At 65.4% G+C, this 23005-nt stretch carries 22 protein-coding genes; 13 read left to right on the top strand and 9 right to left on the bottom strand.

Annotated features, from left to right (window positions below):
* Window positions 1-209: 209 nt before the first annotated feature.
* The 4 genes from QTH90_RS21130 (at window position 210) to shkS (ending at window position 4524) form a co-directional block, all read left to right on the top strand.
* A complete protein-coding gene (locus tag QTH90_RS21130) occupies window positions 210-935 on the top strand; it encodes a hypothetical protein (RefSeq protein WP_286666533.1) in 726 nt (241 codons plus the stop codon).
* Window positions 932-1753, top strand: coding sequence for a hypothetical protein (locus QTH90_RS21135; RefSeq protein WP_286666534.1), 822 nt, complete (start codon window positions 932-934; stop codon window positions 1751-1753). Before QTH90_RS21130 ends, QTH90_RS21135 begins: the two co-directional genes overlap by 4 nt.
* Window positions 1754-2312: 559 nt before the next feature.
* The gene (locus QTH90_RS21140) at window positions 2313-2852 is read left to right on the top strand and encodes a hypothetical protein (RefSeq protein ID WP_286666535.1); all 540 of its coding nucleotides are present in this window, start codon (window positions 2313-2315) and stop codon (window positions 2850-2852) included.
* Between the two features lie 235 nt (window positions 2853-3087).
* Complete coding sequence (gene shkS, locus QTH90_RS21145) at window positions 3088-4524, top strand: surface-behavior sensor histidine kinase ShkS (protein WP_286569195.1); 1437 nt, start codon at window positions 3088-3090, stop codon at window positions 4522-4524.
* A 121-nt stretch (window positions 4525-4645) separates the two neighbouring features.
* On the opposite strand, the gene QTH90_RS21150 is transcribed toward shkS, so the two are convergent.
* The 7 genes from QTH90_RS21150 to QTH90_RS21180 form a co-directional block, all read right to left on the bottom strand.
* Window positions 4646-5242, bottom strand: coding sequence for a LuxR C-terminal-related transcriptional regulator (locus tag QTH90_RS21150; protein ID WP_286666536.1), 597 nt, complete (start codon window positions 5240-5242; stop codon window positions 4646-4648).
* Between the two features lie 52 nt (window positions 5243-5294).
* Entirely contained in the window at window positions 5295-6629 is a 1335-nt protein-coding gene (locus tag QTH90_RS21155; protein ID WP_286666537.1) for a tryptophan--tRNA ligase, read from the bottom strand.
* Window positions 6630-6639: 10 nt separating this feature from the next.
* Entirely contained in the window at window positions 6640-7311 is a 672-nt protein-coding gene (locus QTH90_RS21160; RefSeq protein WP_286666538.1) for a site-2 protease family protein, read from the bottom strand.
* Window positions 7312-7353: 42 nt separating this feature from the next.
* Window positions 7354-7989, bottom strand: coding sequence for an L-threonylcarbamoyladenylate synthase (locus QTH90_RS21165; RefSeq protein WP_286666539.1), 636 nt, complete (start codon window positions 7987-7989; stop codon window positions 7354-7356).
* 35 nt (window positions 7990-8024) lie between these two features.
* A complete protein-coding gene (locus QTH90_RS21170) occupies window positions 8025-8957 on the bottom strand; it encodes a DMT family transporter (protein ID WP_286666649.1) in 933 nt (310 codons plus the stop codon).
* Between the two features lie 5 nt (window positions 8958-8962).
* Window positions 8963-9817 carry a 3',5'-nucleoside bisphosphate phosphatase gene (locus QTH90_RS21175; RefSeq protein WP_286666540.1) on the bottom strand — a complete coding sequence of 285 codons (855 nt, stop codon included), beginning with the start codon at window positions 9815-9817 and terminating at the stop codon, window positions 8963-8965.
* Window positions 9818-9931: 114 nt separating this feature from the next.
* The gene (locus QTH90_RS21180; RefSeq protein ID WP_286666541.1) at window positions 9932-10951 is read right to left on the bottom strand and encodes a transporter; all 1020 of its coding nucleotides are present in this window, start codon (window positions 10949-10951) and stop codon (window positions 9932-9934) included.
* Window positions 10952-11101: 150 nt separating this feature from the next.
* Between QTH90_RS21180 and ppk2 the strand changes: the two genes are divergently transcribed.
* The 8 genes from ppk2 (at window position 11102) to urtE (ending at window position 20101) form a co-directional block, all read left to right on the top strand.
* Window positions 11102-12019 (top strand): polyphosphate kinase 2, encoded by a 918-nt coding sequence (ppk2, locus tag QTH90_RS21185; RefSeq protein ID WP_286666542.1) that lies wholly within the window; start codon window positions 11102-11104, stop codon window positions 12017-12019.
* Between the two features lie 90 nt (window positions 12020-12109).
* Window positions 12110-13153, top strand: coding sequence for an extracellular catalytic domain type 1 short-chain-length polyhydroxyalkanoate depolymerase (locus QTH90_RS21190; RefSeq protein ID WP_286666543.1), 1044 nt, complete (start codon window positions 12110-12112; stop codon window positions 13151-13153).
* Between the two features lie 24 nt (window positions 13154-13177).
* Window positions 13178-14026, top strand: coding sequence for a lipase family protein (locus QTH90_RS21195; protein WP_286666544.1), 849 nt, complete (start codon window positions 13178-13180; stop codon window positions 14024-14026).
* Between the two features lie 322 nt (window positions 14027-14348).
* Complete coding sequence (gene urtA / locus QTH90_RS21200) at window positions 14349-15617, top strand: urea ABC transporter substrate-binding protein (RefSeq protein WP_286569182.1); 1269 nt, start codon at window positions 14349-14351, stop codon at window positions 15615-15617.
* A gap of 117 nt (window positions 15618-15734) precedes the next feature.
* Window positions 15735-17315: an urea ABC transporter permease subunit UrtB gene (gene urtB / locus QTH90_RS21205; protein ID WP_286666545.1), complete on the top strand. Its 1581-nt coding sequence runs from the start codon at window positions 15735-15737 to the stop codon at window positions 17313-17315.
* Window positions 17312-18529, top strand: coding sequence for an urea ABC transporter permease subunit UrtC (gene urtC, locus QTH90_RS21210; RefSeq protein WP_286666546.1), 1218 nt, complete (start codon window positions 17312-17314; stop codon window positions 18527-18529). Before urtB ends, urtC begins: the two co-directional genes overlap by 4 nt.
* Entirely contained in the window at window positions 18526-19401 is an 876-nt protein-coding gene (urtD, locus tag QTH90_RS21215) for an urea ABC transporter ATP-binding protein UrtD (RefSeq protein ID WP_286666547.1), read from the top strand. Before urtC ends, urtD begins: the two co-directional genes overlap by 4 nt.
* Before the next feature lie 7 nt (window positions 19402-19408).
* Window positions 19409-20101 carry an urea ABC transporter ATP-binding subunit UrtE gene (urtE, locus tag QTH90_RS21220; protein ID WP_286666548.1) on the top strand — a complete coding sequence of 231 codons (693 nt, stop codon included), beginning with the start codon at window positions 19409-19411 and terminating at the stop codon, window positions 20099-20101.
* Window positions 20102-20302: 201 nt separating this feature from the next.
* On the opposite strand, the gene QTH90_RS21225 is transcribed toward urtE, so the two are convergent.
* Together QTH90_RS21225 and QTH90_RS21230 are read right to left on the bottom strand one after the other, a co-directional pair.
* Window positions 20303-20983, bottom strand: coding sequence for an anti-sigma factor family protein (locus QTH90_RS21225; protein ID WP_286666549.1), 681 nt, complete (start codon window positions 20981-20983; stop codon window positions 20303-20305).
* Entirely contained in the window at window positions 20970-21545 is a 576-nt protein-coding gene (locus QTH90_RS21230; RefSeq protein WP_286666550.1) for a sigma-70 family RNA polymerase sigma factor, read from the bottom strand. The genes QTH90_RS21225 and QTH90_RS21230 overlap by 14 nt, the downstream gene beginning before the upstream one ends.
* A 141-nt stretch (window positions 21546-21686) precedes the next feature.
* Between QTH90_RS21230 and QTH90_RS21235 the strand changes: the two genes are divergently transcribed.
* The gene (locus tag QTH90_RS21235; protein ID WP_286666551.1) at window positions 21687-22910 is read left to right on the top strand and encodes a YVTN family beta-propeller repeat protein; all 1224 of its coding nucleotides are present in this window, start codon (window positions 21687-21689) and stop codon (window positions 22908-22910) included.
* Window positions 22911-23005: the final 95 nt, after the last annotated feature.

Genomic DNA, 23005 nt, shown 5'->3' on the forward strand with positions numbered 1-23005 from the left:
AGGTCTTCGGCCACATCCTCCAGTTGTTCCGGATCGACCGTGCGCCACCGCTTCGCCAGTTCGTGGGCGCATGCGGCGATCCGCACGTTTTCGGGCAAGGTAAGCGACGGAGTCATGGACCGAAGAATACTGGATAAACATACAGCGTTCAAGCGCGAGGCCTGTGGATTGATTCTTGCGCTCGCTATCATGGGCTCGGACCCAATAGCATGAATAAAGAATACGACCCTCGCGACTACGGACCTGTCCCGATTTGGAGTTGGGCGGGCCTCAAGGTCGACGTTGAGCGCCTCGACGGGAAAGATGCAGCCGACCTTGTTGACACATTCGCTCGCTCGGTAGACGACCGAATTAAGTTCGCGAAGTATCACTACCAGGAAGCAGTCAGGCTACTTGCGGACGACCTCGAAAAGATGGACCCGGCAGATGCGTTCGTCTACTTCTTTACGAGGGACGCCGAGGCACGTTGGATCGAGAGCAATGCGAGGGCCGCGCTCACCGCTTTCTTCCAGTGTTTGCATCCGATCGAGGACCACCTCGGACACGCTATCTACTACGGGTTGAACTTCGACGGCACCTCGCCTTTGAAGGCCCGGGACATCTCCCTTATGGCAGTCAAGAAGAAGTTGACCCCGTGGGCGGTGCTCAAGGAGATGGTGGACGACATGGAGAAGGACCTCGCCCTCAAGTACGTCCGCGATCTCGTCAATCACACAAAGCACCGGCATATCGTGAAGATCGAAGTGAGTGGGAGCGACGACGCCGCACCGGGACTGATGATCAATGCGTTCACCTACACAGACGGAAAGGGTGTCTCTACGTCGTACGTAGAAGAATGGGCGCTTCCAAAAGTCCGGGAGGCGTTCTATGCGATGCAGCGCCATGTCATGCGGATCGGTCTTCGGCTCAATTGGGACGTCGCAGCAAGAACATGAGATTTGAACCACGCACCGGCACCTTTGGCCCCTATGAGGTGCTCTACGTGCCCGAACCGCAGCCGGAGATTGCATGGGGCCCGCCATTGGACGGAACCAGCATCTACGTCGATCCGGAAATCAAGGGTTCCATGGGGCGGGTCTATCGATACGTCACCCCCGACCTAGAAGCAGCCGCGTTGGTGGATCACCACCGGATGCGGTTCGATCATCCGACCGCGTGGACCGACAAGTACGAGACCTACATCGCGGACAACCTCTTCGGCGAAGTAACCCCTGGCGATCCTCCGCTTGCGGGGGGCGCGCCATTCGAGGGGATGGCGATCTATGCGAAGTGCGTCACCTACCACTACGCGTCGGAAGCCCTCTGGAGGTTGAACCTGGGAAAAGTCCGGCTCGCGTTCGACTTCGGGGAGCTCGTCAAGCTCTTGAAGACCGCGAAGCGGGAAGACGGATTGCCGATGCCGAAGATCTACATCGGGCGAGCACGGTACATGGAAGGCCCCAAGATCAGGCAGGAACTTCTAAGGCTTCGGACTGAGCCTCAAGAAAAGGTCAGTCGGCTGGCGGTCCCGGCGCTGCTGATGAAGCGGGTTGGTTTCCACTTCGAGAATGAAATCCGCATCTGCATTGTTTGCCCTCCGGGCGAACCGGTGACGAAGTTCCTGGAGCTGAAGCTGGCGGGCAACGGCCTCAAGGAGTTGATGATCAACCCCTACACCGACCGGCCGACCGCTTTAGCCCTTGCAGACCGGTTCTACATGCGGGGGTTCAAGGTCCACCAGTCCAAGTTCAACCTGGACCCCCGCGCCCTCTGATTTCCTGCCCCTGGTGGCAAGTAGCCCCGTTCTTACTCAAATCTAGCTACCACCTAGCCGGAAACCCGCGCCGTACTTACCGGGTCGATCCATTTCTTGAATAGAACGACTTGAACGAGATCCCTGGCAAGGTCGGGTCTCGGGGCCAGACGCGACATAGTGGGCACCTGGATCAGACTTCCGCAACCAGTCTCGACGTGTCTTTCGCTTTGCTGAGCCGAAAGACCGATGATGGCCGACTTGCGTGAGCCGGGCGAAAACGCGGCGGTCGCTCCCCCAATAAACCCGCCTCACCGCAGCAGCTCCCGTCGCATGCCGAGGACCGGCCGTCGTTACAATCGCAGGTAGCCGGAATGGCGTTACTTTTTGGTGGCACATGGACGGTAGCGGAATCAAAAATTTCCTTGTGTGACAAGGACTTTCCAACGAATCCCTCCCTCTCCTCCAGTACACGATTTCAGGACTATCCCGGATAGCCTCGAAATCGGCTCAGAAGCCCCGCCAGCCGGGGCTTTTTTGTGTCTGGTCCATTGACGGCCGGCAAGCAAGGCGGAGAGACATGAAGAAAATTGCACTTGTCATCGCGCTCTGCGTGGGAGCCTGGTACTTCTTCATCGGCGGTCGCAAGCTCGACGAAGCCATGGTTCGCGAGTACTACGAGAAGGAGGCGCACGCCATCCTGTCGCGTGACCCCGAACTGCTCTGCAAGCAGCTCAGCAGCAAGGCAGTGATCCAGGACCACACCGTCATGATGGGGCAGGCCCAGGACGCGACGCTGAATCGCGATCAGGCCTGCGACGCCACCCGGGAAACCTTCAAGCTCTTCGAGAACGTCGGCAGCAAGATGGGCGGGATGCTCACCATCGAGTACGACTTTCATCTCGATTCGGTCCAAGTGGCGACCGACCGCAAGAGCGCCAAGGTCGAGGGGACCAGTACATTGAAGATGGGCGAGACGGTCATGCAGTTCAGGTCGAGCTTCACCCAGGAACTGGTGCGTGAACTCGGGCAGATGCGGCTGCTTCGGTCCGACCAGCGCAGCGTCGTCCGCATGGGCGGTGCAGGCGCTATGACACAGAGTGATTTCTTCCGCAAATAGGCCGAGCGATTTCGGGTTTCGTTGTGCGCACGCTACGCATTCCGCAACGATCGGAACGAGGGCCCCGGCGCTGGCAATTAAGATCATGCGGATGTGCTGCTACCCCAAGGGTGGCGGTCCGCAGCGGCACAAAAATGCCGGCTAGCGTTTCATTTTGCGAGCCATAGCGCCGTACATGCAGGGCCCCCTCGCGAGGGGCCTTTTTTGTGGCCGGGCTGACAGGGGGCGGTAAGCCATGATTGGAAATTCGTCGTTCGCGGGACTGGGCAACTCGTCCTTTGCAAGTCTCACACCGGCGCCGGCTTCGGCCGATGAGGCAGAGCCGTGGGTGCGTGGCGAGCTGATCCGCAGCCTGATGCGGGCGTCTCGTGGTTCGTACCTGCTGGCGGCGGCGCTGATGCCGGCGATGGTGGGCTTGAGCTGGGGTCACGTGCCGCCATGGCAGCTGATCGTGTGGTTCTGCATCGGCATCGCCGCCACCGGCTGCCGGATCTGGGGCGAACAGCTTTACGCCCGGCACTACGCCGACCGCGACTCGGCCGCGCAGCAGTACTTCGTCGAGCGCTATCGCTGGCTGTGGAGTACGAGCGCGTTCGCCTGGGGCCTGTCGATCCTGATCTTCTTCGAGCGCACGCCGCTCGTGAACCAGTTCATGAGCTGGTTGATCGTCGCCGGCGTGGCGACCTTCCCGCTCAACGGGCTCGCCTTGCATCCGCCGCTGCTCAAGCGCTACGTGAACACGCTGTTCTTCACGATGCTGGCGGCGATCATCCTCAGGATGATCGAGCTCAACTTCGAGCGTCCCCATTTCCACTACGGATTCCTGATGCTGCCGGGGCTGCACTGGTGGCTCCTGCTGCGTGCGGGGCGGCGCATCCATGAGACGGCGCGCAACAGCTTCGAGCTGCTCTTCCACAACCACATCCTGATCAACTCGCTCACGCAGCAGCGCCAGGCGGCGGTGTCGGCGGTCGCGATGAAAAACCGCTTCCTCGCCAGCGCCGCGCACGATATGCGCCAGCCGGTACTGGCGCTCTCGCTCTACGCCGACTGGCTGCGCAACGAGCCCGAGCTGGTCGCAGAGATCGCACCGAAGATCGTGCGGGCCACGCACGCGGTCAATGCGCTCTTCGATTCGCTTTTCGACCTGGCGCGGATCGATTCGGGGCAGGTGAGACTGCACATCGAGCGTGTCGATGTCGCCCAATTGCTGCATGACCTGGAGCTGCAATACCGCCCCGTCGCGGAAGCCAAGGGCCTGGCCTTCCGCATGCACGTCACGCCCGGCACCGTGCTGACCGATCCGATCCGCGTGCGCCGCATGATCGGCAACCTGCTCGCCAATGCCATCAAGTACACGGCAGAAGGCGGCATCCTGCTGGCGTCAAGACAGACCCGCGATGGCCTGCGCGTGGAGGTGTGGGACACGGGCATCGGCATCGCGCGCGAGCATCTGCGCGACGTGTTCCTGGAGTTCTACAAGGTGGCCGATCACGCCGGCACATCGGACGGCTTCGGCCTGGGCCTGGCGATCGTGGCGCGTCTGTCGCACGCACTGGGACACCCCGTCAGCGTCCGATCACGCCTGGGCCGTGGCAGCGTCTTCCGCGTCGCATTGCACGACGCCGACGAATCGCAAGCCCAAACCCGAATCTCAGGCGCAGTCGGCTGAAAAGCGGACCGCGCACACCGCGCGCCCTTAATGAGCCGCCGCGGATCCGGCTTTGCCGGGCCGCAGGGCGGCGCCCCCTGAAAGGGGGTGGGCGGCTACACGAAGTGAGCAAGCCTGGGGGTTAGCCAGACAACAATCCGTTGGTGCGCGCGTGGTGCAGCGCCTGCGTGCGGCTTTTCACACCAAGCCGACGGAACAGGCGCCACAGGTGAACCTTCACCGTGTGCTCCGAGATGTCGAGCTCCGTCGCGATGTCGCGGTTGCTCATGCCCTGGTCCAGCATCGCGATCAGCTGGGTCTGGCGCTTCGACAGCTTGCTGTTCGCGGCGGCGACCGGCTCTTCAGCGTCGGTGTCGGCCATCAGCAGCCCGCGCAGCGCCGCGGTGAGTTCCGCTGAGCTGGCCGACTTTTCGATGTAGGTATCGGCACCGGCTTCGATGCAGGCTTCTTCCATGTCGGCCGAAGGCGATGCGGAGTAGACCGCGATCGGCACGTCCGGATAGGCGCGCTTCACCTCGACCACGCCGGAAACGCCCGTCGTGTCGGGCAGCTTCAGGTCCAGGCAGAAAAGGCCCGGCGCACCGTGCTGCTTGACCGCGGCGCCCAGCTTGTCGAGCCGCTCGAGCTCGACGATGTTCTCGGCAGGTCGGAGGCGCCGCAGCACCATCACGATGGCGTCACGCATCAGGGGGTGGTCGTCGATGACATAGATACTCATGGTTTTCTCACTGTGTCCGCGGGTCGGGCGTGCCCATCGCCGCGCGTTGCTGTCACTTCACTTCGCTCTTCTCGCCGGCTGCGTCGGCAGCCAGCGCCTCCAGTGCGGCAGTTGCCGCACGCGTTCCCTCTTTATCCATGGGCTCGAGCTGCGCGGCAAGCTGGGCCAGTGCGGCGCCACCCTGCTGTCGCAACGTGCCGATTGCACGACCCGCTTCCTGCGGCGACGCGAACCCCCGGCTTTGTACCAGCTGTGCGCCGCTCGCGTCGAGCAGCTTGAAGTAGAAAAGGCCGTCGCTCTCGCGATACTGCTTGAAGCTGGGGCGCGCGACCTTCGCTGCCTTCTGCTTTGCAGACTTGTCCTGGGTTGCCAGGTTGCGAAGGCCCACCGCGTGGCGCAAGTCGGCCATGAACGGGCGCGAGATCTCGCGCGCCTTGTCGGCACCGGCGCGCAGGACCTTCTCGATCTGCGCCGGATCGTTCAGCAGGGACTCGTAGTGCTTGCGCATGGGCGCGACTTCGCGGTCGATGCGCTCGAACAGGATCTGCTTGGCGTCGCCCCAGCCGATGCCATCGGCGTAGGCCTTGCGCAAGGTCTCGGTTTCCTCGCTGTCCGCGAAGGCCTGATAGATCTGGAACAGGGCAGAGCCCTCGGTGTCCTTGGGTTCGCCGGGCGCGCGCGAGTCGGTCACGATGCCGGCGATCAGCTTCTGCAACTGGGCGCGCGGCGTGAAGAGCGGGATCGTGTTGTCGTAGCTCTTGCTCATCTTGCGGCCGTCGAGGCCGGGCAGCGTGGCCACGGCATCGTCGATCTCGGCCTCGGGCAGGGTGAAATGCTCGCCGTAGAGATGGTTGAAATGCTGCGCCATGTCGCGCGCCATCTCGATGTGCTGGACCTGGTCGCGGCCCACCGGCACCTTGTGCGCGTTGAACATCAGGATGTCCGCGCCCATCAGCACCGGATACATGAAGAGGCCGGCGGTGACGTCGGCGTCGGGGTCCTCGCCCTTGGCGACGTTCTTGTCGACCGACGCCTTGTAGGCGTGGGCACGATTCAGCAGCCCTTTGCCCGTGACGCAGGTCAGGAACCACGTCAGTTCCGGGATCTCGGGGATGTCCGATTGCCGGTAGAAGGTGACGCGCTCGGGGTCCAGGCCGCAGGCGAGCCAGGTCGCCGCGATTTCGAGCGTCGAGCGCTGGATGCGGGCGGGCTCGTCGACCTTGATGAGCGCGTGATAGTCCGCCAGGAAATAGAAGCTCTGCACATCGGCCCTGCGGCTGAAGCGCACGGAATGCCGCACCGACCCGACATAGTTGCCGAGGTGCGGCGTGCCGCTGGTGGTGATGCCGGTGAGGAAGCGAACGGGATCGGTAGAAGACGAGGCCATGGGAGAAGACTCAGCGGATCAGGGCGGCAAGGGGCGAGAGCAGCAGGTCGACGGCGGCGTAGCCAAAGCTCATCAGCGGCCGCAGCCAGTAGTTGCTGACGATGCCCGCGAGGACCAGGCCCATCACGATGAAGAAGCCGTAGGGTTCGATGCGCGCCAGGAAGTTCTGCGCGCTGCCGCGGGGCAGCAGGCCGGCCAGCACGCGTCCGCCATCGAGCGGGGGCAGGGGGAACAGGTTGAAGGCCCACATCACGAGGTTCACGAGCACGCCGCCCTGCGCCATCTTGATGAAAAAGGGTTCATTGATGCCTGCGCCGGCGAGCCCGTAGAAGAACAGCGCCCAGATGATCGCCTGGATGAAGTTGGATGCAGGGCCGGCGAGCGCGACCCAGATCATGTCCCGCTTCGGATTGCGCAGGTGGCCGAAATTGACCGGGACCGGCTTCGCATAGCCGAACAGGAAGGCGCCCGAGGTCGCGAAATACAGCATCAGCGGCATCAGGATGGTGCCGATCGGGTCGATGTGCTTGACGGGGTTGAGCGTCACGCGGCCGAGCATATAGGCCGTGTTGTCGCCCAGGTAGCGGGCCACGTACCCGTGCGCGGCTTCATGCACCGTGATCGCGAAGATCACGGGCAGTGCGTAGATGAGGACGGTTTGGATGAGGTTTGAGAAATCCACCGCTGGATTGTCTCAGACGGTTGCCTGTCCCTTGCGGGACTCTCAGAGGCCGAGCACCGCGAGCGGTCCGCGGCCCTGCCGTACCAGCAAGGGATCGCCGCCCGTGCCCATGGGCGTGAGGTCGACCACGGTGGTCGGCTCGGAGGGGCAGGCGCCGGAGTCGATCACCGCGCCGATCTGTTTTTCGAAACGCTCGCGGATCTCGGCGGCGTCGTTCAGGGCCTCGGTTTCGCCGGGAGGGATCAGCGTGGTCGCCAGCAGCGGCTCGCCGTGCAGCATGAGGAGTTCGCCGAGCACCCTGTGGTCCGGCACGCGCAGGCCGATGGTCTTGCGCTGGGGATGGCTCACGCGTCGCGGCACTTCCTTGGTGGCTTCGAGCAGGAAGGTGTAGGGGCCGGGTGTGGCGGCCTTCAGGAGCCGGTATTGCTTGTTGTCGACCCGTGCGTAGTTGGAAAGCTCGCTCAGGTCGCGGCACAGCAGGGTCAGGTGATGCTTCTCGTCGACCTGGCGGATGCGCCGCAGCTGGTCGACCGCGTCCTTGTCGTCCAGATGGCAGGCCAGCGCGTAGCTCGAATCGGTCGGCACGGCGACGATCTCCCCGCGCGCGAGCAGGGCCACGGCCTGCTTCAGCAGGCGCTGCTGCGGATTCTCGGGATGGACTTCGAAGAACTGGGCCATGGCGTCACTCGATCAGGGAATGCAAGTATCGGGCTTCAGGACTCCGCCGGCTCGATCGGCACGCGACGCTCGCGCACCGTGAGCCATGCGCCTGCCGCGCCGCAGATGGCAATCAGCGCCATGCCTGTCAGCGAGATCTTGTCCGGAATCTGCGAAAACATGAGCCACCCGCCCAGCATCGCGAAGGCGATCTGCGCATACAGGTAGGGCGTGAGCGTCGATGCCGGCGCACGCTGGTAGGCCAGGATCAGGATGAAGTGGCCCACCGTCCCCATGAACCCCATGAGGCACAACAGCGCCCACCAGTGCCATGAGGGCAGGCTGGTCCAGACGAAGGGCAGTGCGACCGACGCGAGCAGCGCGCCCACCCAGCCGGTGTAGAAGTGCATCGTGAGAGGGTTCTCGGTCCGCGCGAGCTTGCTGGTCAACACCTGGAACCAGGCGTTGGTGAGCACCAGCCCGATCGGCAGCAGCATCGCCCAGCTGAACGCCTCGCCGCCCGGCCGCAGGATCACCAGCGTGCCGGCGAACCCGCCTGCCACGAGCGCCCAGCGCAGCGGCGACACCTGTTCCTTGAGCGTGGTGGCGGCCAGCAGCGTGATGACCAGCGGCGCGATCAGCACGATCGAAGTGAATTCCGCCAGCGGCATGTAGCGCAGGCTCAGGAAGGCCAGCGTGCTCGACGCGAGCAAGAGGGCGCCACGCAGGAGCTGGTATTTGGGGTGTTCCGTTCGCAGCAGCCGCGGGCCGTGCTTCGGCAGCAGCACGAGCGTCGTCGCGACCGCCTGGAAGGCATAGCGCACCCACACGCCCATCAGGATCGGCACAGCGGCGGTCGAGAGCTTGGTGGCGGTGTCCAGCGTGGCAAAGCACGCGACGGCGAGCAGCACGAGGCCGATGCCGGCGAGGATGCGCTCCGATTCGAGGTCGCGCGTGCTCTTTCTCGCGGCGATGCCGCCGCTTTCCAACGCGCTCACTGGATGCGGTGCTCCAGCAATTCCCACACCGGCGTGAGCTTGCCCGGGAGCCAGGGCAGCTTGCCCAGGTCGCAATGGCTTTCGTCGGGGCTGTGGAAATCGCTGCCGCGCGAGGCGGCAAAGCCGAACTCCAGCGCCTTGTCGGCGTATTCGACGTACTCGGCGGGCGTGTGGCTGCCGGTCACGACCTCGATTGCCTTGCCGCCGTGCGCCTTGAATTCGACGAAGAGGGCGTATTCCTCGTTGGCAGTGAACCTGTAGCGGCCGGGATGGGCGATCACGGCGAGCCCGCCGGCGGCGGTGATCCATTGCACCGCGTCCTTCAGCGTGGCCCAGCGGTGCGGCACGTAGCCGGGCTTGCCCTCGGTGAGGAACTTGCGGAACACCTCGGAGGTGTCGCGGCAGTGGCCTGTTTCCACGAGGAAGCGGGCGAAATGGGTGCGCGAGATGAGTTCGGGGTTGCCGACGAATTTGAGCGCGCCCTCGTAGGCGCCGGGAATGCCGACCTTGGCCAGCCCTTCGGACATCTCCTGCGCCCGCTTGCCGCGGCCGCCGCGGGTGTCGTAGAGGCCTTCGCTGATGGCCGCGTCGTCGGGATCGAAGCCCAGGCCCACGATATGCACGGTTTCGCCGGCAAAAGTGACCGAGATCTCGGTGCCGGTGAGGTATTTCATGCCCTGCTCGCGGGCAGCGGCCGCTGCCCGGTGCTGGCCGCCGATTTCATCGTGATCGGTCAGGGCCCAGAGCTCGACGCCATTGGCCGCGGCGCGAGCCGCCAGCGCTTCGGGCGTCAGCGTGCCGTCCGATACCACGGAGTGGCAGTGCAGGTCGGCGTTGAGGATGGAAGACACTCCACAATCTTATTCTTTCTCGAAAATGCTTGCAGAGCGCATGGCGTCTGCGGCAGGTGCTACCAAATGAATAGCGCCCGTGCGGCTCCGGCCTTGCGGGAGCCCTCGTTGCCCTCAGCGCTTCTTGCGAAACGCCACCCACGCCGCGACGGCCGTGAAGCTCAGCACGATGGCCACGACGATCCAGAACCCGTGCTTGTGCTCGGCCAGCGGAATGCCGCCCACGTTCATGCCGAACAGCCCGGCGAGGATGTTGATCGGCAGCGCCAGCACCGTCACCACGGTCAGTACGAACAGGCTGCGGTTGTTGTCCTCGTTCACGTTGTCGGCAATTTCTTCCTGCAGGAGCTTGATGCGTTCCTGCAGCGCGCCCATGTCGCGCAGCACCACGGAGAATTCTTCGGTGGACCCGCGCAGTTCCTGCGCATCGGCCTCGGCCATCCAGGCTGGCGGGTTCTGCAGCAGGCGGAAGAGGGCGGCCGGCTCCGGCGCCAGGAGGCGCTGCAGCCGCACGAGCACCCGGCGCAGCACGCCGAGCCGGGCGCGCTTGTGATCGAGACGGCCGGCCAGCAGTTCGTCCTCGATCCTGTCGATGCGCGTCGTCACGCCGCGCACGATGTTCACCAGCACATCGGCCTGCACGCGCAGCAGGTGTTCGAGCAGTTCGGTGCTGGAGCGCGGCGCGTCACCGGCCTTCACGGCCGTTCGCAGGGCATCGACCGAGCGCAGCGGCTGCGTGCGCGCCGTCACCACCAGGCGCGGACCGACGCTGATCCACAAGGTCGAAATGTCGGAGGGCTCGAAGCTGAACTCGAAATGCACGTCGTTGATGACGGCGATCAGCGAGTCGTCGGCGCGCTCGATGCGGGTCGAGTGCAGTCCTTCCTTGAGCGTCTCGAAGAACAGGTCGGAGAGACCGGCGTGCCGCAACAGCCAGCGCTCGGCCTGCGCGTGGCTCAGGTTGAAGTGGAGCCACATGTAGGCGCCGCCCGCGTCAGCGGTCGCGTCGCCGTGCCGGGCGAGCCATTCGGCGGCCTGCGGTGAATCGATGGAGCGCGCCGGCTCCGGCGAATCCGCATCGAACAGGTAGCCGCAGATCAGTCCGGCTTCGTCGCTTCCATACGCGCCGGCCATTGAAACTCAGGGGGTCCTTGTCATGAACGCGCCATCGTGGCCGGCGCGTGTGTCAGCCGTGTGACGACGCCGTGTGGGCACACTTTCTGTCACATGACCGTCACGCCGCGGGGTGAGCATGCGGTTTTCCCTCGCCCTCAGAGAACGACCATGACGCTCCCCAGCACCCTCGGAGATCACGACGATCTCATGGATCGCATCGCACGCGACCTGATCGACAGCTATGACGAAGAGATCGAACTCGAACTCGAGGACCGGAGCCTCGACGAGCTCGAATCCGGAAGGATCACCGACAAGGCCGGCCGACAGGCCTATTTCAAGGAACTGTTTCGCCTCCAGGGCGAGCTGGTCAAGCTGCAGGATTGGGTGCAGCACAGCAAGCAGAAGGTCGTGATCCTGTTCGAGGGGCGCGACGCGGCTGGCAAGGGCGGCGTGATCAAGCGCATCACGCAGCGGCTCAACCCGCGCGTGGTGCGGGTCGCCGCGCTGCCGGCGCCCAACGACCGCGAACGCACCCAGTGGTACTTCCAACGCTATGTGGCCCATCTGCCGGCCGCGGGCGAGATGGTGCTATTCGATCGCAGCTGGTACAACCGCGCGGGCGTCGAGCGCGTGATGGGCTTCTGCACCGACGACGAGTACGAGGAGTTCTTTCGCACCGTACCCGACTTCGAGCGGATGCTGGTGCGCTCGGGCATCAAGCTCATCAAGTACTGGTTCTCCATCACTGACGAAGAGCAGCACATGCGCTTTCTGGGCCGCATCCACGACCCGCTCAAGCAGTGGAAGCTGAGTCCGATGGACCTGGAATCCCGCCGCCGGTGGGAGGAGTACACCAAGGCGAAAGAGACCATGCTCGACCGCACCCACATCCCCGAGGCTCCGTGGTGGGTCGTGCAGGCGGTCGACAAGAAGAAGGCACGCCTGAACTGCATCACCCATCTGCTGGGGCAGTTGCCCTACCAGGAGGTCGAGCACGCGCCCATCACCTTGCCCGCGCGCGTGCGCAACGACGACTACCTCCGCCACCCCGTGCCGGCGGACATGTACGTTCCCGAGGTGTACTGAGCCGAACGCGCGGCCGGGCCGGCCGTTCGTCTGGGTGGAAAGCCGTGGTCGAAGCTGCTACCGTGCGTCGACCGACCCACGCGCACCTCGATGCCCCGCCGCCTCCTCTCCCCGCTCACGCGTGCCTATCAGCGCAACCTCAAGGCGCTCACGAAGGCCACGCTGAGCAGCAGCAAGCGCATTGCCAACCAGGTTCAGCGCGCGGCAGTGAAGCAGCTCAAGCCGCCGCCCGGCAGCGGGGACTGGCTTCCGGGCGTGGCGCTGGGCCCGGCAGGCGGGCGGCGTTTTCACCTCTACCGTCCGCCTGACCTGGCCCTGCAACCCGGCGAAAAGCTGCCCCTGATGGTGATGCTGCACGGCTGCGGTCAGACCGGGCGCGACTTTGCCGTGAGCACCCGCATGAACCGGCTCGCCGCACGCGAACGCTTCCTGGTGCTCTACCCCGAGCAGGACCGCCTCGCCAACGCGCAAGGCTGCTGGAACTGGTACGAGCGCCGCTCGGGCAAGGCCGACGCCGAAGCCGCGACGCTGATGGCGGCCGTCGACCAGGTGCAGATGCTCTATCCGGTGGACCGCGATCGCATCGCGATCGCCGGTCTGTCGGCCGGCGCGAGCATGGCGGCCCTTCTGGCCACGCGCTATCCGACGCGCTTCAAGGCGCTCGCGATGCACTCCGGCGTTGCACCCGGCGCCGCCAAGTCGCCCGCCACCGCGCTCGGCGCCATGCGCGGGCAGCACGTGCCGCTCATGCCGGCGACCGCGGTCGGCAAGGCCATGGGCGCCGCGGCCGCGCTCACGACGCTGCCGCCGCTGCTGATCCTTCATGGCGACGCCGATACCGTCGTCTCGGCCAGCAATGCCGGCAGCACCGCCGAGGTCTGGGCCGTGGCGACCGGCGCACGGGCCGGCACGACCCGGCTGGCGCAGCGTGGCAAGCGGCATCCCATGCGCATCACCGACTACACGCGCCGGGGCCGTACGGTGGTCACGCTGTGCGAGATCGCCGGCCTCGGGCATGCGTGGAGTGGTGGCCTGGCCAGCATGCTCTTCACCGACGCGGCTGGCCCGGACGCGACCAAGCTCGTGTGGGCATTCGCGTCGCGGCAGTTCCGGCTGGCCAGGGAACCGCAGTAGAGTGGACGCGCGAGGCCCCGGCCCATGCCCACCATCTCCTACGACGCAAGCCGAACGGCGCTTTATTCGCCCGAGCGGCACGAGGCGTTGTTCGAGCAGGGCCGCAACTACACGCCCACGCAATGGGCCGTCGAGGCGTCCAGGCTGGCCTACTACCGCGCCGAGGGGTCAGAGGCCGAGAAACTCCGGTTGACGAACGCGCTGGCCAATGCGGGCTTCGGCGCACCGAGGCTCTTCCTGGACGGCGCGACCTTTGCGTTCGGCGCATTGCACGCAGGCGATCGCAGCGCGCTCATCGCCTTTCGTGGCACCCAGCCCGACGAAATCCGTCATCTCGCGACCAATCTGCAAGCGCAGCAGTCGGCGTGGAGCGAAAGCGGCGGCCGCGTGCACGCGGGCTTTGCCAAGGCGGCGCGTGCCGTCATGCCGCAGCTGAGCGCATGGCTGGAAGGCGAGGGGAGCCGCCGCAGCCGCCTGATCCTCGCCGGCCACAGCCTGGGTGCGGCACTCGCCACCTTGACCTCCACGGTGCTCCGACCGGACATGCTCGTCACGCTCGGCTCGCCGCGCGTGGGTGACGCGAGTTTCGTCGCCGCCCTGGCGGAGACGAACATCGTGCGCCTCGTCGACGGCTGCGACGTGGTGACGCAATTGCCGCCGGCCCTGTCGTTCTACGCGCACGCGGGCGCGGTGACCTATATCACCTGCCTGGAGGGCCTCTGCGTCGACGATCCGGCCCCTCCCATGATCGAAGCCGACCGCATCGAGGGCCGTGCCCGCTATGCGGCCGAGCATGCGTGGAAGCCCGGCGCGGTGCTGCTGCGCGAACTGGCGGACCACGCGCCGATCAACTACGCGCGAGGGTTCTTTTAGCTCGCCCCCAGCCTCGCCCACTGCGTGTGGCTCGGGCACCCCCTACCGGGGGCAACACCAGTGGCCCGGCGAAGCCGGTTCCCCGGTGTTTCACCGACCGGCCGGGCGCTCGCTGCCCCGCACACCCTTCCGGTGGCAGCCGAGGAACCGGCTTCGCCGGGCCTCCGGCTGCGCCCCCGGCAGGGGGTGGGAGGGCTACACGCAGTGAGCCCGACCTGGGGGCGAGCAACAGCATGTACGCCACCGGGCGTATTCACGGCCCGGGACCGATTCCGCAGACTCCTCTCCATCGTTCACACCACTCCAGGAGAAGGAAGTCACCATGCAACGTCGTTTCACCCTCAAGGCGCTCACCGCCGCTGTCGCTCTGGCGAGCCTGTCTGCCGCGCCTGCGTTCGCTCAGGACACCATCAAGGTCGGCGTGCTGCACTCGCTTTCCGGCACGATGGCAATCTCGGAGACCGTGTTGAAGGACACGGTGCTCATGGCCATCGACGACATCAACGCCAAGGGTGGCGTGCTCGGCAAGAAGCTCGAGCCCGTGGTGGTCGACCCGGCTTCCAACTGGCCGCTCTTCGCTGAAAAGACCAAGCAGCTGCTCGGCCAGGACAAGGTTTCCGTGATCTTCGGCTGCTGGACCTCGGTGTCGCGCAAGTCGGTGCTTCCGGTCGTCGAGGAAATGAACGGCCTGCTGTTCTACCCCGTGCAGTACGAAGGCGAAGAACTCAGCAAGAACGTGTTCTACACCGGCGCAGCGCCGAACCAGCAAGCCATTCCGGCCGTCGACTACCTGATGAGCAAGGAAGGCGGCGGCGCCAAGCGCTGGGTGCTGCTGGGCACCGACTACGTCTACCCGCGCACCACCAACAAGATCCTGCGCGCCTACCTGAAGAGCAAGGGCGTGGCCGACAAGGACATCGACGAGAAGTACACCCCCTTCGGCCACAGCGACTACCAGACCATCGTCGCCGACATCAAGAAGTTCTCGGCCGGCGGCAAGACGGCGGTGGTCTCGACCATCAACGGCGACTCCAACGTGCCCTTCTACAAGGAACTCGGCAACGCCGGCCTGAAGGCCAAGGACGTGCCTGTGGTCGCCTTCTCGGTGGGCGAGGAAGAACTGCGCGGCGTGGACACCAAGCCGCTGGTCGGCCACCTTGCTGCGTGGAACTACTTCATGAGCATCAAGAACCCGACCAACACGGCGTTCATCAAGCAATGGAGCGACTACGCGAAGGCCAAGAACATCGCCGGCCACAAGGACAAGCCGCTGACCAACGACCCGATGGAAGCCACCTGGATCGGCATCCACATGTGGAAGCAGGCGGTCGAGAAGGCCAAGAGCACCGACACCGACAAGGTGATCGCGGCGATGGCCGGCCAGACCTTCACCGCCCCTTCGGGCATCGTCTCGAAGATGGACGAAAAGAACCACCACCTGCACAAGAGCGTGTTCATCGGCGAGATCAAGGCCGACGGCCAGTTCAACGTGGTGTGGAAGACGCCGGGCCCGGTCAAGGCCAAGCCGTGGAGCCCGTTCATCGAGGGCAACGACAAGAAGCCTGACTACCCTGCCGGTAAATCGCTCTAACCCCCAGCCTCGCCCACTTCGTGTGGCTCGGACACCCCCTTTCAGGGGGCAACACCAGCGGGCCGGCAGAGCCGGCCCGCGGTGTTTCTGGAAGCTGAGAACGACCGTCACACACCTATGCGTCTTATCTACTCCTGTGCTGCGGCATTCTTGCTGCTCGCGAATATCTCAGCCCATGCGCTGACGGCCGACGAGGCGAAGGCTATCGCTTCGGGCGAATCCGAAGCCCGCATCACGGCGCTCAACAAGGCCGTTGCGACGGCTGACGAGAAGACCGCTGCCTTCATCCAGGCGATGTCGGACGATGCGGTCAAGTTCACTGAAGACAAGGTGTTCGTCATCAAGGACGACAAGGCCTACGACCCCGTTTCCGGCGCGGAGCTGAAACTGCCCGACGATGCGGAGGACGTGGTCAACAACAACATGATGCGCGGTGCGCTCGATGCCGCGCAGGCTGCGCTCAAGCTCACGAGCAAGGACGACGCAGTGCGCGCCGAAGCGGCGCAGGCACTGTTCAAGGAACCCGACGAATCGCGGCTGCCGATGGTCGAGAAGGCGCTGGCCGCCGAGACCAACCCGAAGATCAAGGCACAACTCGAGCTGGTGCGGGCCGCCAGCATGCTGAGCAGCGCGGACAAGGGCAAGCGGCTCGTTGCGGCCAAGGAACTGGGTGAGAGCCGCAGTCCGGATACCAAGCTGCTGCTCAATCAGCGGCTCGCCGACGAGACCGAGGCGGACGTCAAGGCGGCCATCGTGGCGTCGATCAGCAGCATCGACGGCTCGCTCGTCTGGGGCGACCGCATCAACGCGATCTTCAGCGGCATCAGCCTCGGCTCGGTGCTGCTTCTTGCCGCCCTGGGGCTGGCCATCACCTACGGGCTGATGGGCGTGATCAACATGGCGCACGGGGAGCTGATGATGATCGGCGCCTATGCGACCTATGTGATGCAGGGCATCTTCCAGCGCTACTTCCCGGAGTCGGCCTTCGGGTGGTATCTGGTCGCGGCGATTCCCGTCGCATTCCTCGCATCGGCCCTGGTCGGTGCCGTCCTCGAACGCGGCGTGATCCGCTTCCTGTACGGCCGGCCGCTCGAAACGCTGCTCGCTACCTGGGGCATCAGCCTGATGCTGCAGCAACTGGTGCGCTCGCTCTTCGGTGCGCAGAACGTCGGCGTCGAGAACCCCGCCTGGATGAGCGGCGGCTTCACCATGCTGAGCAACGTGACGCTGCCGTGGAACCGCATCTGCATCATCATCTTCGCGGGCCTGGTGCTGCTCGCGATGGGGTGGCTGATCGGCCGCACGCGGCTCGGTCTCTTCGTTCGCGGCGTCACGCAGAACCGGCCGATCGCGTCGTGCATGGGCGTGAACACCGCGCGCATCGACACCTACGCCTTCGCGCTGGGTTCGGGCATCGCGGGGCTCGCGGGTTGCGCGCTCTCGCAGATCGGCAACGTCGGGCCTGACCTGGGCCAGAGCTACATCGTCGATTCGTTCATGGTGGTCGTGATGGGCGGCGTCGGCCAACTCGCGGGCACGGTGTATGCGGCGATGGGCCTCGGCATCCTCAACAAGTTCATCGAAGGCTGGGCCGGCGCGGTGCTCGCCAAGATCGCGGTCCTCGTCTTCATCATCATCTTCATTCAGAAGCGGCCGCAGGGGATCTTCGCCGTGAAAGGCCGGAGCGCAGAAGCATGAGCAAGGTCGTACTTCCTTCCAAAGGCCCGCTGCTCAGCGGCAAGGGCTGGACCACCTTCTTCGTCGCGCTGATCGTCGTGTGCGCGCTGGCGCCAGTGCTCAACATCGTGGTGCCCGCGGGCAGCGCGCTGCACATGAGCGACTACGCCGTGGCGCTGGTCGGCAAGATCATGTGCTACGCCATCTGCGCGCTGGCCATGGACCTGATCTGGGGCTACACGGGGATCCTGTCGCTGGGCCATGGCCTCTTCTTCGCGCTCGGCGGCTACATGATGGGCATGTACCTCATGCGCCAGATCGGCCGAGACGGCAACTACAAGAGCGACCTGCCGGACTTCATGGTGTTCCTCGACTGGAAGACGCTGCCCTGGCACTGGACCTTCAGCGACAGCTTCATCGCCACGCTGGTGCTGATCGTCGCCGTGCCGGGCCTGATCGCTTTCGTGTTCGGCTTCTTCGCCTTCCGCTCCCGCATCAAGGGCGTCTATTTCTCGATCATCACGCAGGCCATGACCTTCGCGGCGATGCTGCTCTTCTTCCGCAACGAGACGGGCTTCGGCGGCAACAACGGCTTCACGGACTTCAAGCGCATCCTGGGCATTCCGCTGGCGACGCAGGAGATGCGCATGACGCTCTTCGTGCTCACCGGCCTCACGCTGCTCGGTTTCTTCCTGTTCTCGAAGTGGCTGATCGGCAGCAAGTTCGGTCGCGTGCTGCAGGCGATTCGCGATGCCGAGTCGCGCGTGATGTTCTCGGGCTACAACCCGCTGGGCTACAAGCTCACCATCTGGGTCATCTCGGCCATCATGTGCGGCGTGGCCGGTGCGCTCTACGTGCCGCAGGTGGGCATCATCAATCCGGGCGAAATGAGTGCAGCGAACTCGATCGAGATCGCCATCTGGGCGGCCGTCGGCGGCCGTGCGACGCTGATCGGGCCGATCATCGGCGCTTTCATCGTCAACGGGGCGAAGAGCTGGCTCACCGTGGCCTATCCCGAGTATTGGCTGTACTTCCTCGGGGCACTGTTCATTGCCGTGACGCTGTTCCTGCCCAACGGCATCGTCGGCCTGGTCAAGAAATGGGCGACGAGGGAGAAGGCCGCGCCGAGCGAAGGCCGTCGCGAGGTGCAGCGCGCCATGGCGGCGGAGCAGGGCGTCGAGCCGGCTGCGCTCACGCCCCCCCTTGCCGTCGAACCGAAGGGAGCACGCGCATGACCCCCGACCTCATGGACGCCGGCGCCGAACGCGTCGCCAAGCACATCGCCTTCGACCACGCGCTGCAAACCGAATCGGGCGGCCGCTCGGCGGGCTACGGCCGGCACATGACGGCGGGTGAAGTCGACACGACGCACGGCCGTATCCTCTACCTCGAAGACGTGAGCGTCAGCTTCGACGGCTTCAAGGCGATCAACAAGCTTTCGCTCGACATCGCACCGGGCGAGCTGCGCTGCATCATCGGACCCAATGGCGCGGGCAAGACCACGATGATGGACATCATCACCGGCAAGACGCGTCCCGACGAAGGCACCGTCTTCTTCGGCAGCACCATCGACCTGCTGCGCCACAAGGAGGCCGAGATCGCCCAGCTCGGCATTGGACGCAAGTTCCAGAAGCCGACGGTGTTCGAGCATCTCACCGTGTTCGAGAACCTCGAACTCGCGCTCAAGACGGACAAGGGCGTGAAGTCGTCGATGCTCTTCAGGCTGGACTCGGCGCAATGCGACCGGCTGGCGGAGGTGCTGCACACCATTCATCTGGAAGGCAGCGTGCTGCGCCTGGCAGGCAACCTGAGCCATGGACAGAAGCAGTGGCTGGAAATCGGGATGCTGCTGATGCAGGACCCGAAGCTGCTGTTGCTCGACGAGCCGGTTGCGGGCATGACCGACGAGGAAACCGCGCGGACGGCCGAACTGTTTCTTTCGCTGAAAGGCAAGCACTCTCTGATGGTGGTGGAGCACGACATGAGCTTCATCCGGACCATCTCGGAGATCGTCACCGTGCTGTGTGACGGCGCTGTACTGGCTCAAGGGACGCTGGACGAGGTCCAGGCGGATGAGCGGGTCATCGAGGTTTATCTCGGACGTTGAGGATTGCATGCTGAGCGTAAAGAACATCCATCAGTACTACGGCGGCTCGCACATCCTCCGCGACGTGAGCTTCGAGGCGCGCCTGGGCAAGGTCACCGTCCTGCTCGGCCGCAACGGCGTGGGCAAGACCACCCTGCTCAAGTCCCTGATGGGCCTGGTGCCCATCAAGAGCGGCAGCATCGAATTCGATGGCGCGCCCATCCAGAAGAGAACCCCCTATGAACGAGCCCGCGCCGGCATGGGCTTCGTGCCGCAGGGCCGAGAGATCTTTGCGCGCCTCACGGTCGAAGAGAACCTGCGCATGGGCCTGGCCTACAAGTCCGGCGGCACGCCGATCCCTCCGGAGCTCTATGAGCTGTTCCCGGTGCTCAAGCAGATGCTGAACCGCCGCGGCGGCGACCTCTCCGGCGGGCAGCAGCAGCAACTGGCCATCGCCCGTGCACTGGCGCCGAAGCCCAAGCTGCTGATCCTGGACGAGCCGACCGAAGGCATCCAGCCCAGCATCATCAAGGACATCGGTCGCGTGATCCGCATGCTCGCCGACCGTGGCGACATGGCGATCGTCCTGTGCGAGCAGTACTACGACTTCGCGCAGGAGCTGGCCGACGACTACCTCGTGATGGAGCGCGGCGAGGTCATCGCGCGTGGGCTCGGCAAGGACATGGAAGCGCAGGGCGTGCGTCAGTTGGTGGCTATTTAGCTCGCCCCCAGGCTTGCCCACTTCGTGTGGCCGCCTACCCCCTGCCGGGGGCAATACCGGCAGCCCGGCGGAGCCGGTTCTGCGGTGCGTCTGAACTCGCCCCCAGGCTTGCCCACTTCGTGTGGCCGCCTACCCCCTGCCGGGGGCAACACCGGCAGCCCGGCGGAGCCGGTTCTGCGGTATTTCTGTAATTGGGGGGACTTAGCGGGGGGGGGGATCTGGGGCGGCCATTCGCTTACGCGTCAGGGTGGCGAAGGCTTGCAGTTCGGACGCGTTCAGGTCCGAAACTGCCCAGGCCTGCATGCCGCCCTCGGACCAGTGCACGAGGTTGTAGCCGCGTCTCGTGAGCAGGCGGGGCGCTGCCGGTTTGTCCGCCGATGCCGGCCATACGAACAGGTTGATGATGTGCTGACCTGATTGATAGACCAGCGCGGCGACCGGGCGGCCGCCGATGTAGTCGAGTCGCGCACCGACCAGCGGCAGGCCCTCCGCCGCGAGATCGATCACCGGTGGAGAGAAATCGAGCTTGCCGGCAAACCAGGGCTTGACGGTGTGACGCTCGGACGACAGCACGTCGGCAAGGTGCGATCCCATCAAGGAACGCACGTGGCTGTCGGTGATGGACTCGCTCATGAGGTCCTGCGCGGGCACCACCAGCAAGCTCAGCGCGATTCCCCAGGCTGTGGCGGCGCCCGCGCCGAACAGTGTGACGGCCTGAAGCCAGCGCCACGCGGCCGGACGGCGCGGCCGGCGGACTGGTTCCTGCACGTCCGCCTTGCGCAGGTCGGCGAGGATGCGTTCGGCCAGCGCTGCGGGCGGCGCATGCCGGGTCGCTTCGCGCCGGATCAGGAGCCCGAGTTCGTCGTCGTCAGGTGCTTGCATCACGCTTTCCTCCAGCCTGCGCGCGCGGCGCTTCCGCATGCAGCGCGGCACGCAATTGGGCGCGGGCCCGCGACAGGCGCGACATCACCGTGCCGATGGGAATGCCGGCAATGCGCGCGATGTCCTCGTACGGAAGATCCTCGAGTTCCCGCAGCACGATCACCTCGCGAAAGGCCGGCGCCAGCGCCTCGATCGCCGCATCGACGCGCAGGCCGCGCGCACGCTGTTCCCATAGCGCGGCCGGGTCGCCGCCCCCCGGCGGGCCCGACCCGAAGCCGGGCTCGTCGATACCGCTGTCGCGCAACTCGTCGAACTCCACCTGGTCCGCCAGATGGCGGTGCTGGCGCATCCAGTCGTAGCAGGCGTTGCGCACGATGCCCAGCAGCCAGGGCCGAGCGTCCTCGGCGCGCAGGTCGTCGAAAAAGCGAAAGGCGCGCAGGCAGGCTTCCTGCACGGCGTCCTCGGCCTGACGGTCGTCGCGCAGCAGCCAGCGCGCGAGGTTGTACGCGGCGGGCAGGTGCGGCAAGGCGGCGGCCTCGAATCGACGGGTGCGGTCGTTCAACGGATTCCTTCCCCTGCATGACGGGCAGGCGGTTCGCTTTATTCCGCGATTCGTTTCGCTGGATCGGGAATAGCCGGCAATCCCGGTCCGTCATGCGTGATGGCGATTCTGTTCCTTCTCCATCCACTCGGGAGTGCGCTCATGAAGCTTCATTCGATTCTTGCGCCCGCGATCGCGGCGCTGTTCATTGCCGCACCTGCCTGGGCCGCGGGGCCCAAGGCCTACATCGGAAACTTCAAGGACAACACGGTCAGCGTGATCGATACCGGCGCCTCGCGCGTGGTCGCCACGGTGCCCGTGGCCGCGGGGCCTGACGGGATTGCCGTCGCGCGTGACGACACCCAGGTCTTCGTGAGCGGGTCGAGCGCATCGAGCCTCAGCGTGATCGACACGGCCAGCGATCAGGTCGCGGCCACGGTCGAGGTCGGCAAGGGGCCGCAGGGCCTTGCCATCACACCCGACGGCCGCTGGCTGCTGGTGGCCGTCAACGGCGACGACCGCGTGGCCTTCGTCGACACGGCCACCCGTGCGGTGAGCGCGACGGTGCCTGTTCCCAAGCCGCACACGATCGCGATCCGGCCGGACGGCAAGCAGGCCTACGTCTCCTCGCAGGCGCCGGGGAATTTCGCGTTGGTGGTGATCGACCTCCCCACGCGTGCAGTGACGGCCAGCGTGCCGGTCGAGAAGACGCCTCGCGACCTCGAGTTCGGCCCTGACGGCAAGGCGCTCTACGTGACGCTGGCCGGCGTCAGCGCGGTGCAGGTGTTCGACCCCGCGTCGAACCGCATGGTGGCGCAGATTCCCACCGGCGTTTCGCCGCATGTCGCCCATCACTTCGCCGGCACCCCGGCGGGCGTGGTGGTGGTGCAGGGGCCCGGCGAGCTCATGCTCTTCGATCCGGCGACGCGCACCGCGTCCGGCAGCATCGCGGTGGGCAAGCAGCCGCATTGGGTCGACGTGCTGCCTGACCACAAGAAAGTGCTGGTGACCAACGAGGGATCGAACGACGTCAGCGTGGTCGACCTCGCGGGTGGTCCGGTCGGCACCATCCCCGTCGGCAATGCGCCGCGCAAGGTGGCGGCGCAGCATCGCGCAGGGGCAGGGACCGAGCCGAAGGCAAAGGTCTCCATCGACAACTTTGCCTTCGCACCGGTGCAGGTCGCCATTGCCGCGGGGCAGAGCGTGACCTGGACCAACAACGACGGCGCGCCGCACGGCATTGCCTTTGCGGACGGCGCCCGGGGCATGGACCTGATGCTGCCGGGCCAAGGCTTCAGCCGCACCTTCGCGAAGCCCGGTGTGTACGACTACGTCTGCTCGGTGCATCCGTACATGACGGCGCGGGTGACGGTCGGCGCGCATTGAGTCTCCGCTGCAGCGCGTTGGCGCTGGCGCTACGCTCGGGGGTTTCCATTGCCGAGAGAGCTCATGGCCCAGTCCCCGACTTTTCGCTGCGCATT

Source organism: Variovorax flavidus (assembly GCF_030317145.1).
Taxonomy (GTDB): domain Bacteria; phylum Pseudomonadota; class Gammaproteobacteria; order Burkholderiales; family Burkholderiaceae_C; genus Variovorax; species Variovorax flavidus.

Coding starts and splice junctions, on each gene's coding strand:
- QTH90_RS21165 (WP_286666539.1), bottom strand. CDS start 7,989: ATGGCCCAGTTCTTCGAAGTCCATCCCGAGAATCCGCAGCAGCGCCTG.
- QTH90_RS21225 (WP_286666549.1), bottom strand. CDS start 20,983: ATGCAAGCACCTGACGACGACGAACTCGGGCTCCTGATCCGGCGCGAA.
- QTH90_RS21190 (WP_286666543.1), top strand. CDS start 12,110: ATGCCCCGCCGCCTCCTCTCCCCGCTCACGCGTGCCTATCAGCGCAAC.
- QTH90_RS21135 (WP_286666534.1), top strand. CDS start 932: ATGAGATTTGAACCACGCACCGGCACCTTTGGCCCCTATGAGGTGCTC.
- urtD (WP_286666547.1), top strand. CDS start 18,526: ATGACCCCCGACCTCATGGACGCCGGCGCCGAACGCGTCGCCAAGCAC.
- urtA (WP_286569182.1), top strand. CDS start 14,349: ATGCAACGTCGTTTCACCCTCAAGGCGCTCACCGCCGCTGTCGCTCTG.
- QTH90_RS21180 (WP_286666541.1), bottom strand. CDS start 10,951: ATGGCCGGCGCGTATGGAAGCGACGAAGCCGGACTGATCTGCGGCTAC.
- urtB (WP_286666545.1), top strand. CDS start 15,735: ATGCGTCTTATCTACTCCTGTGCTGCGGCATTCTTGCTGCTCGCGAAT.
- QTH90_RS21130 (WP_286666533.1), top strand. CDS start 210: ATGAATAAAGAATACGACCCTCGCGACTACGGACCTGTCCCGATTTGG.
- QTH90_RS21235 (WP_286666551.1), top strand. CDS start 21,687: ATGAAGCTTCATTCGATTCTTGCGCCCGCGATCGCGGCGCTGTTCATT.
- urtE (WP_286666548.1), top strand. CDS start 19,409: ATGCTGAGCGTAAAGAACATCCATCAGTACTACGGCGGCTCGCACATC.
- ppk2 (WP_286666542.1), top strand. CDS start 11,102: ATGACGCTCCCCAGCACCCTCGGAGATCACGACGATCTCATGGATCGC.
- QTH90_RS21140 (WP_286666535.1), top strand. CDS start 2,313: ATGAAGAAAATTGCACTTGTCATCGCGCTCTGCGTGGGAGCCTGGTAC.
- shkS (WP_286569195.1), top strand. CDS start 3,088: ATGATTGGAAATTCGTCGTTCGCGGGACTGGGCAACTCGTCCTTTGCA.
- QTH90_RS21155 (WP_286666537.1), bottom strand. CDS start 6,629: ATGGCCTCGTCTTCTACCGATCCCGTTCGCTTCCTCACCGGCATCACC.
- QTH90_RS21195 (WP_286666544.1), top strand. CDS start 13,178: ATGCCCACCATCTCCTACGACGCAAGCCGAACGGCGCTTTATTCGCCC.
- QTH90_RS21150 (WP_286666536.1), bottom strand. CDS start 5,242: ATGAGTATCTATGTCATCGACGACCACCCCCTGATGCGTGACGCCATC.
- urtC (WP_286666546.1), top strand. CDS start 17,312: ATGAGCAAGGTCGTACTTCCTTCCAAAGGCCCGCTGCTCAGCGGCAAG.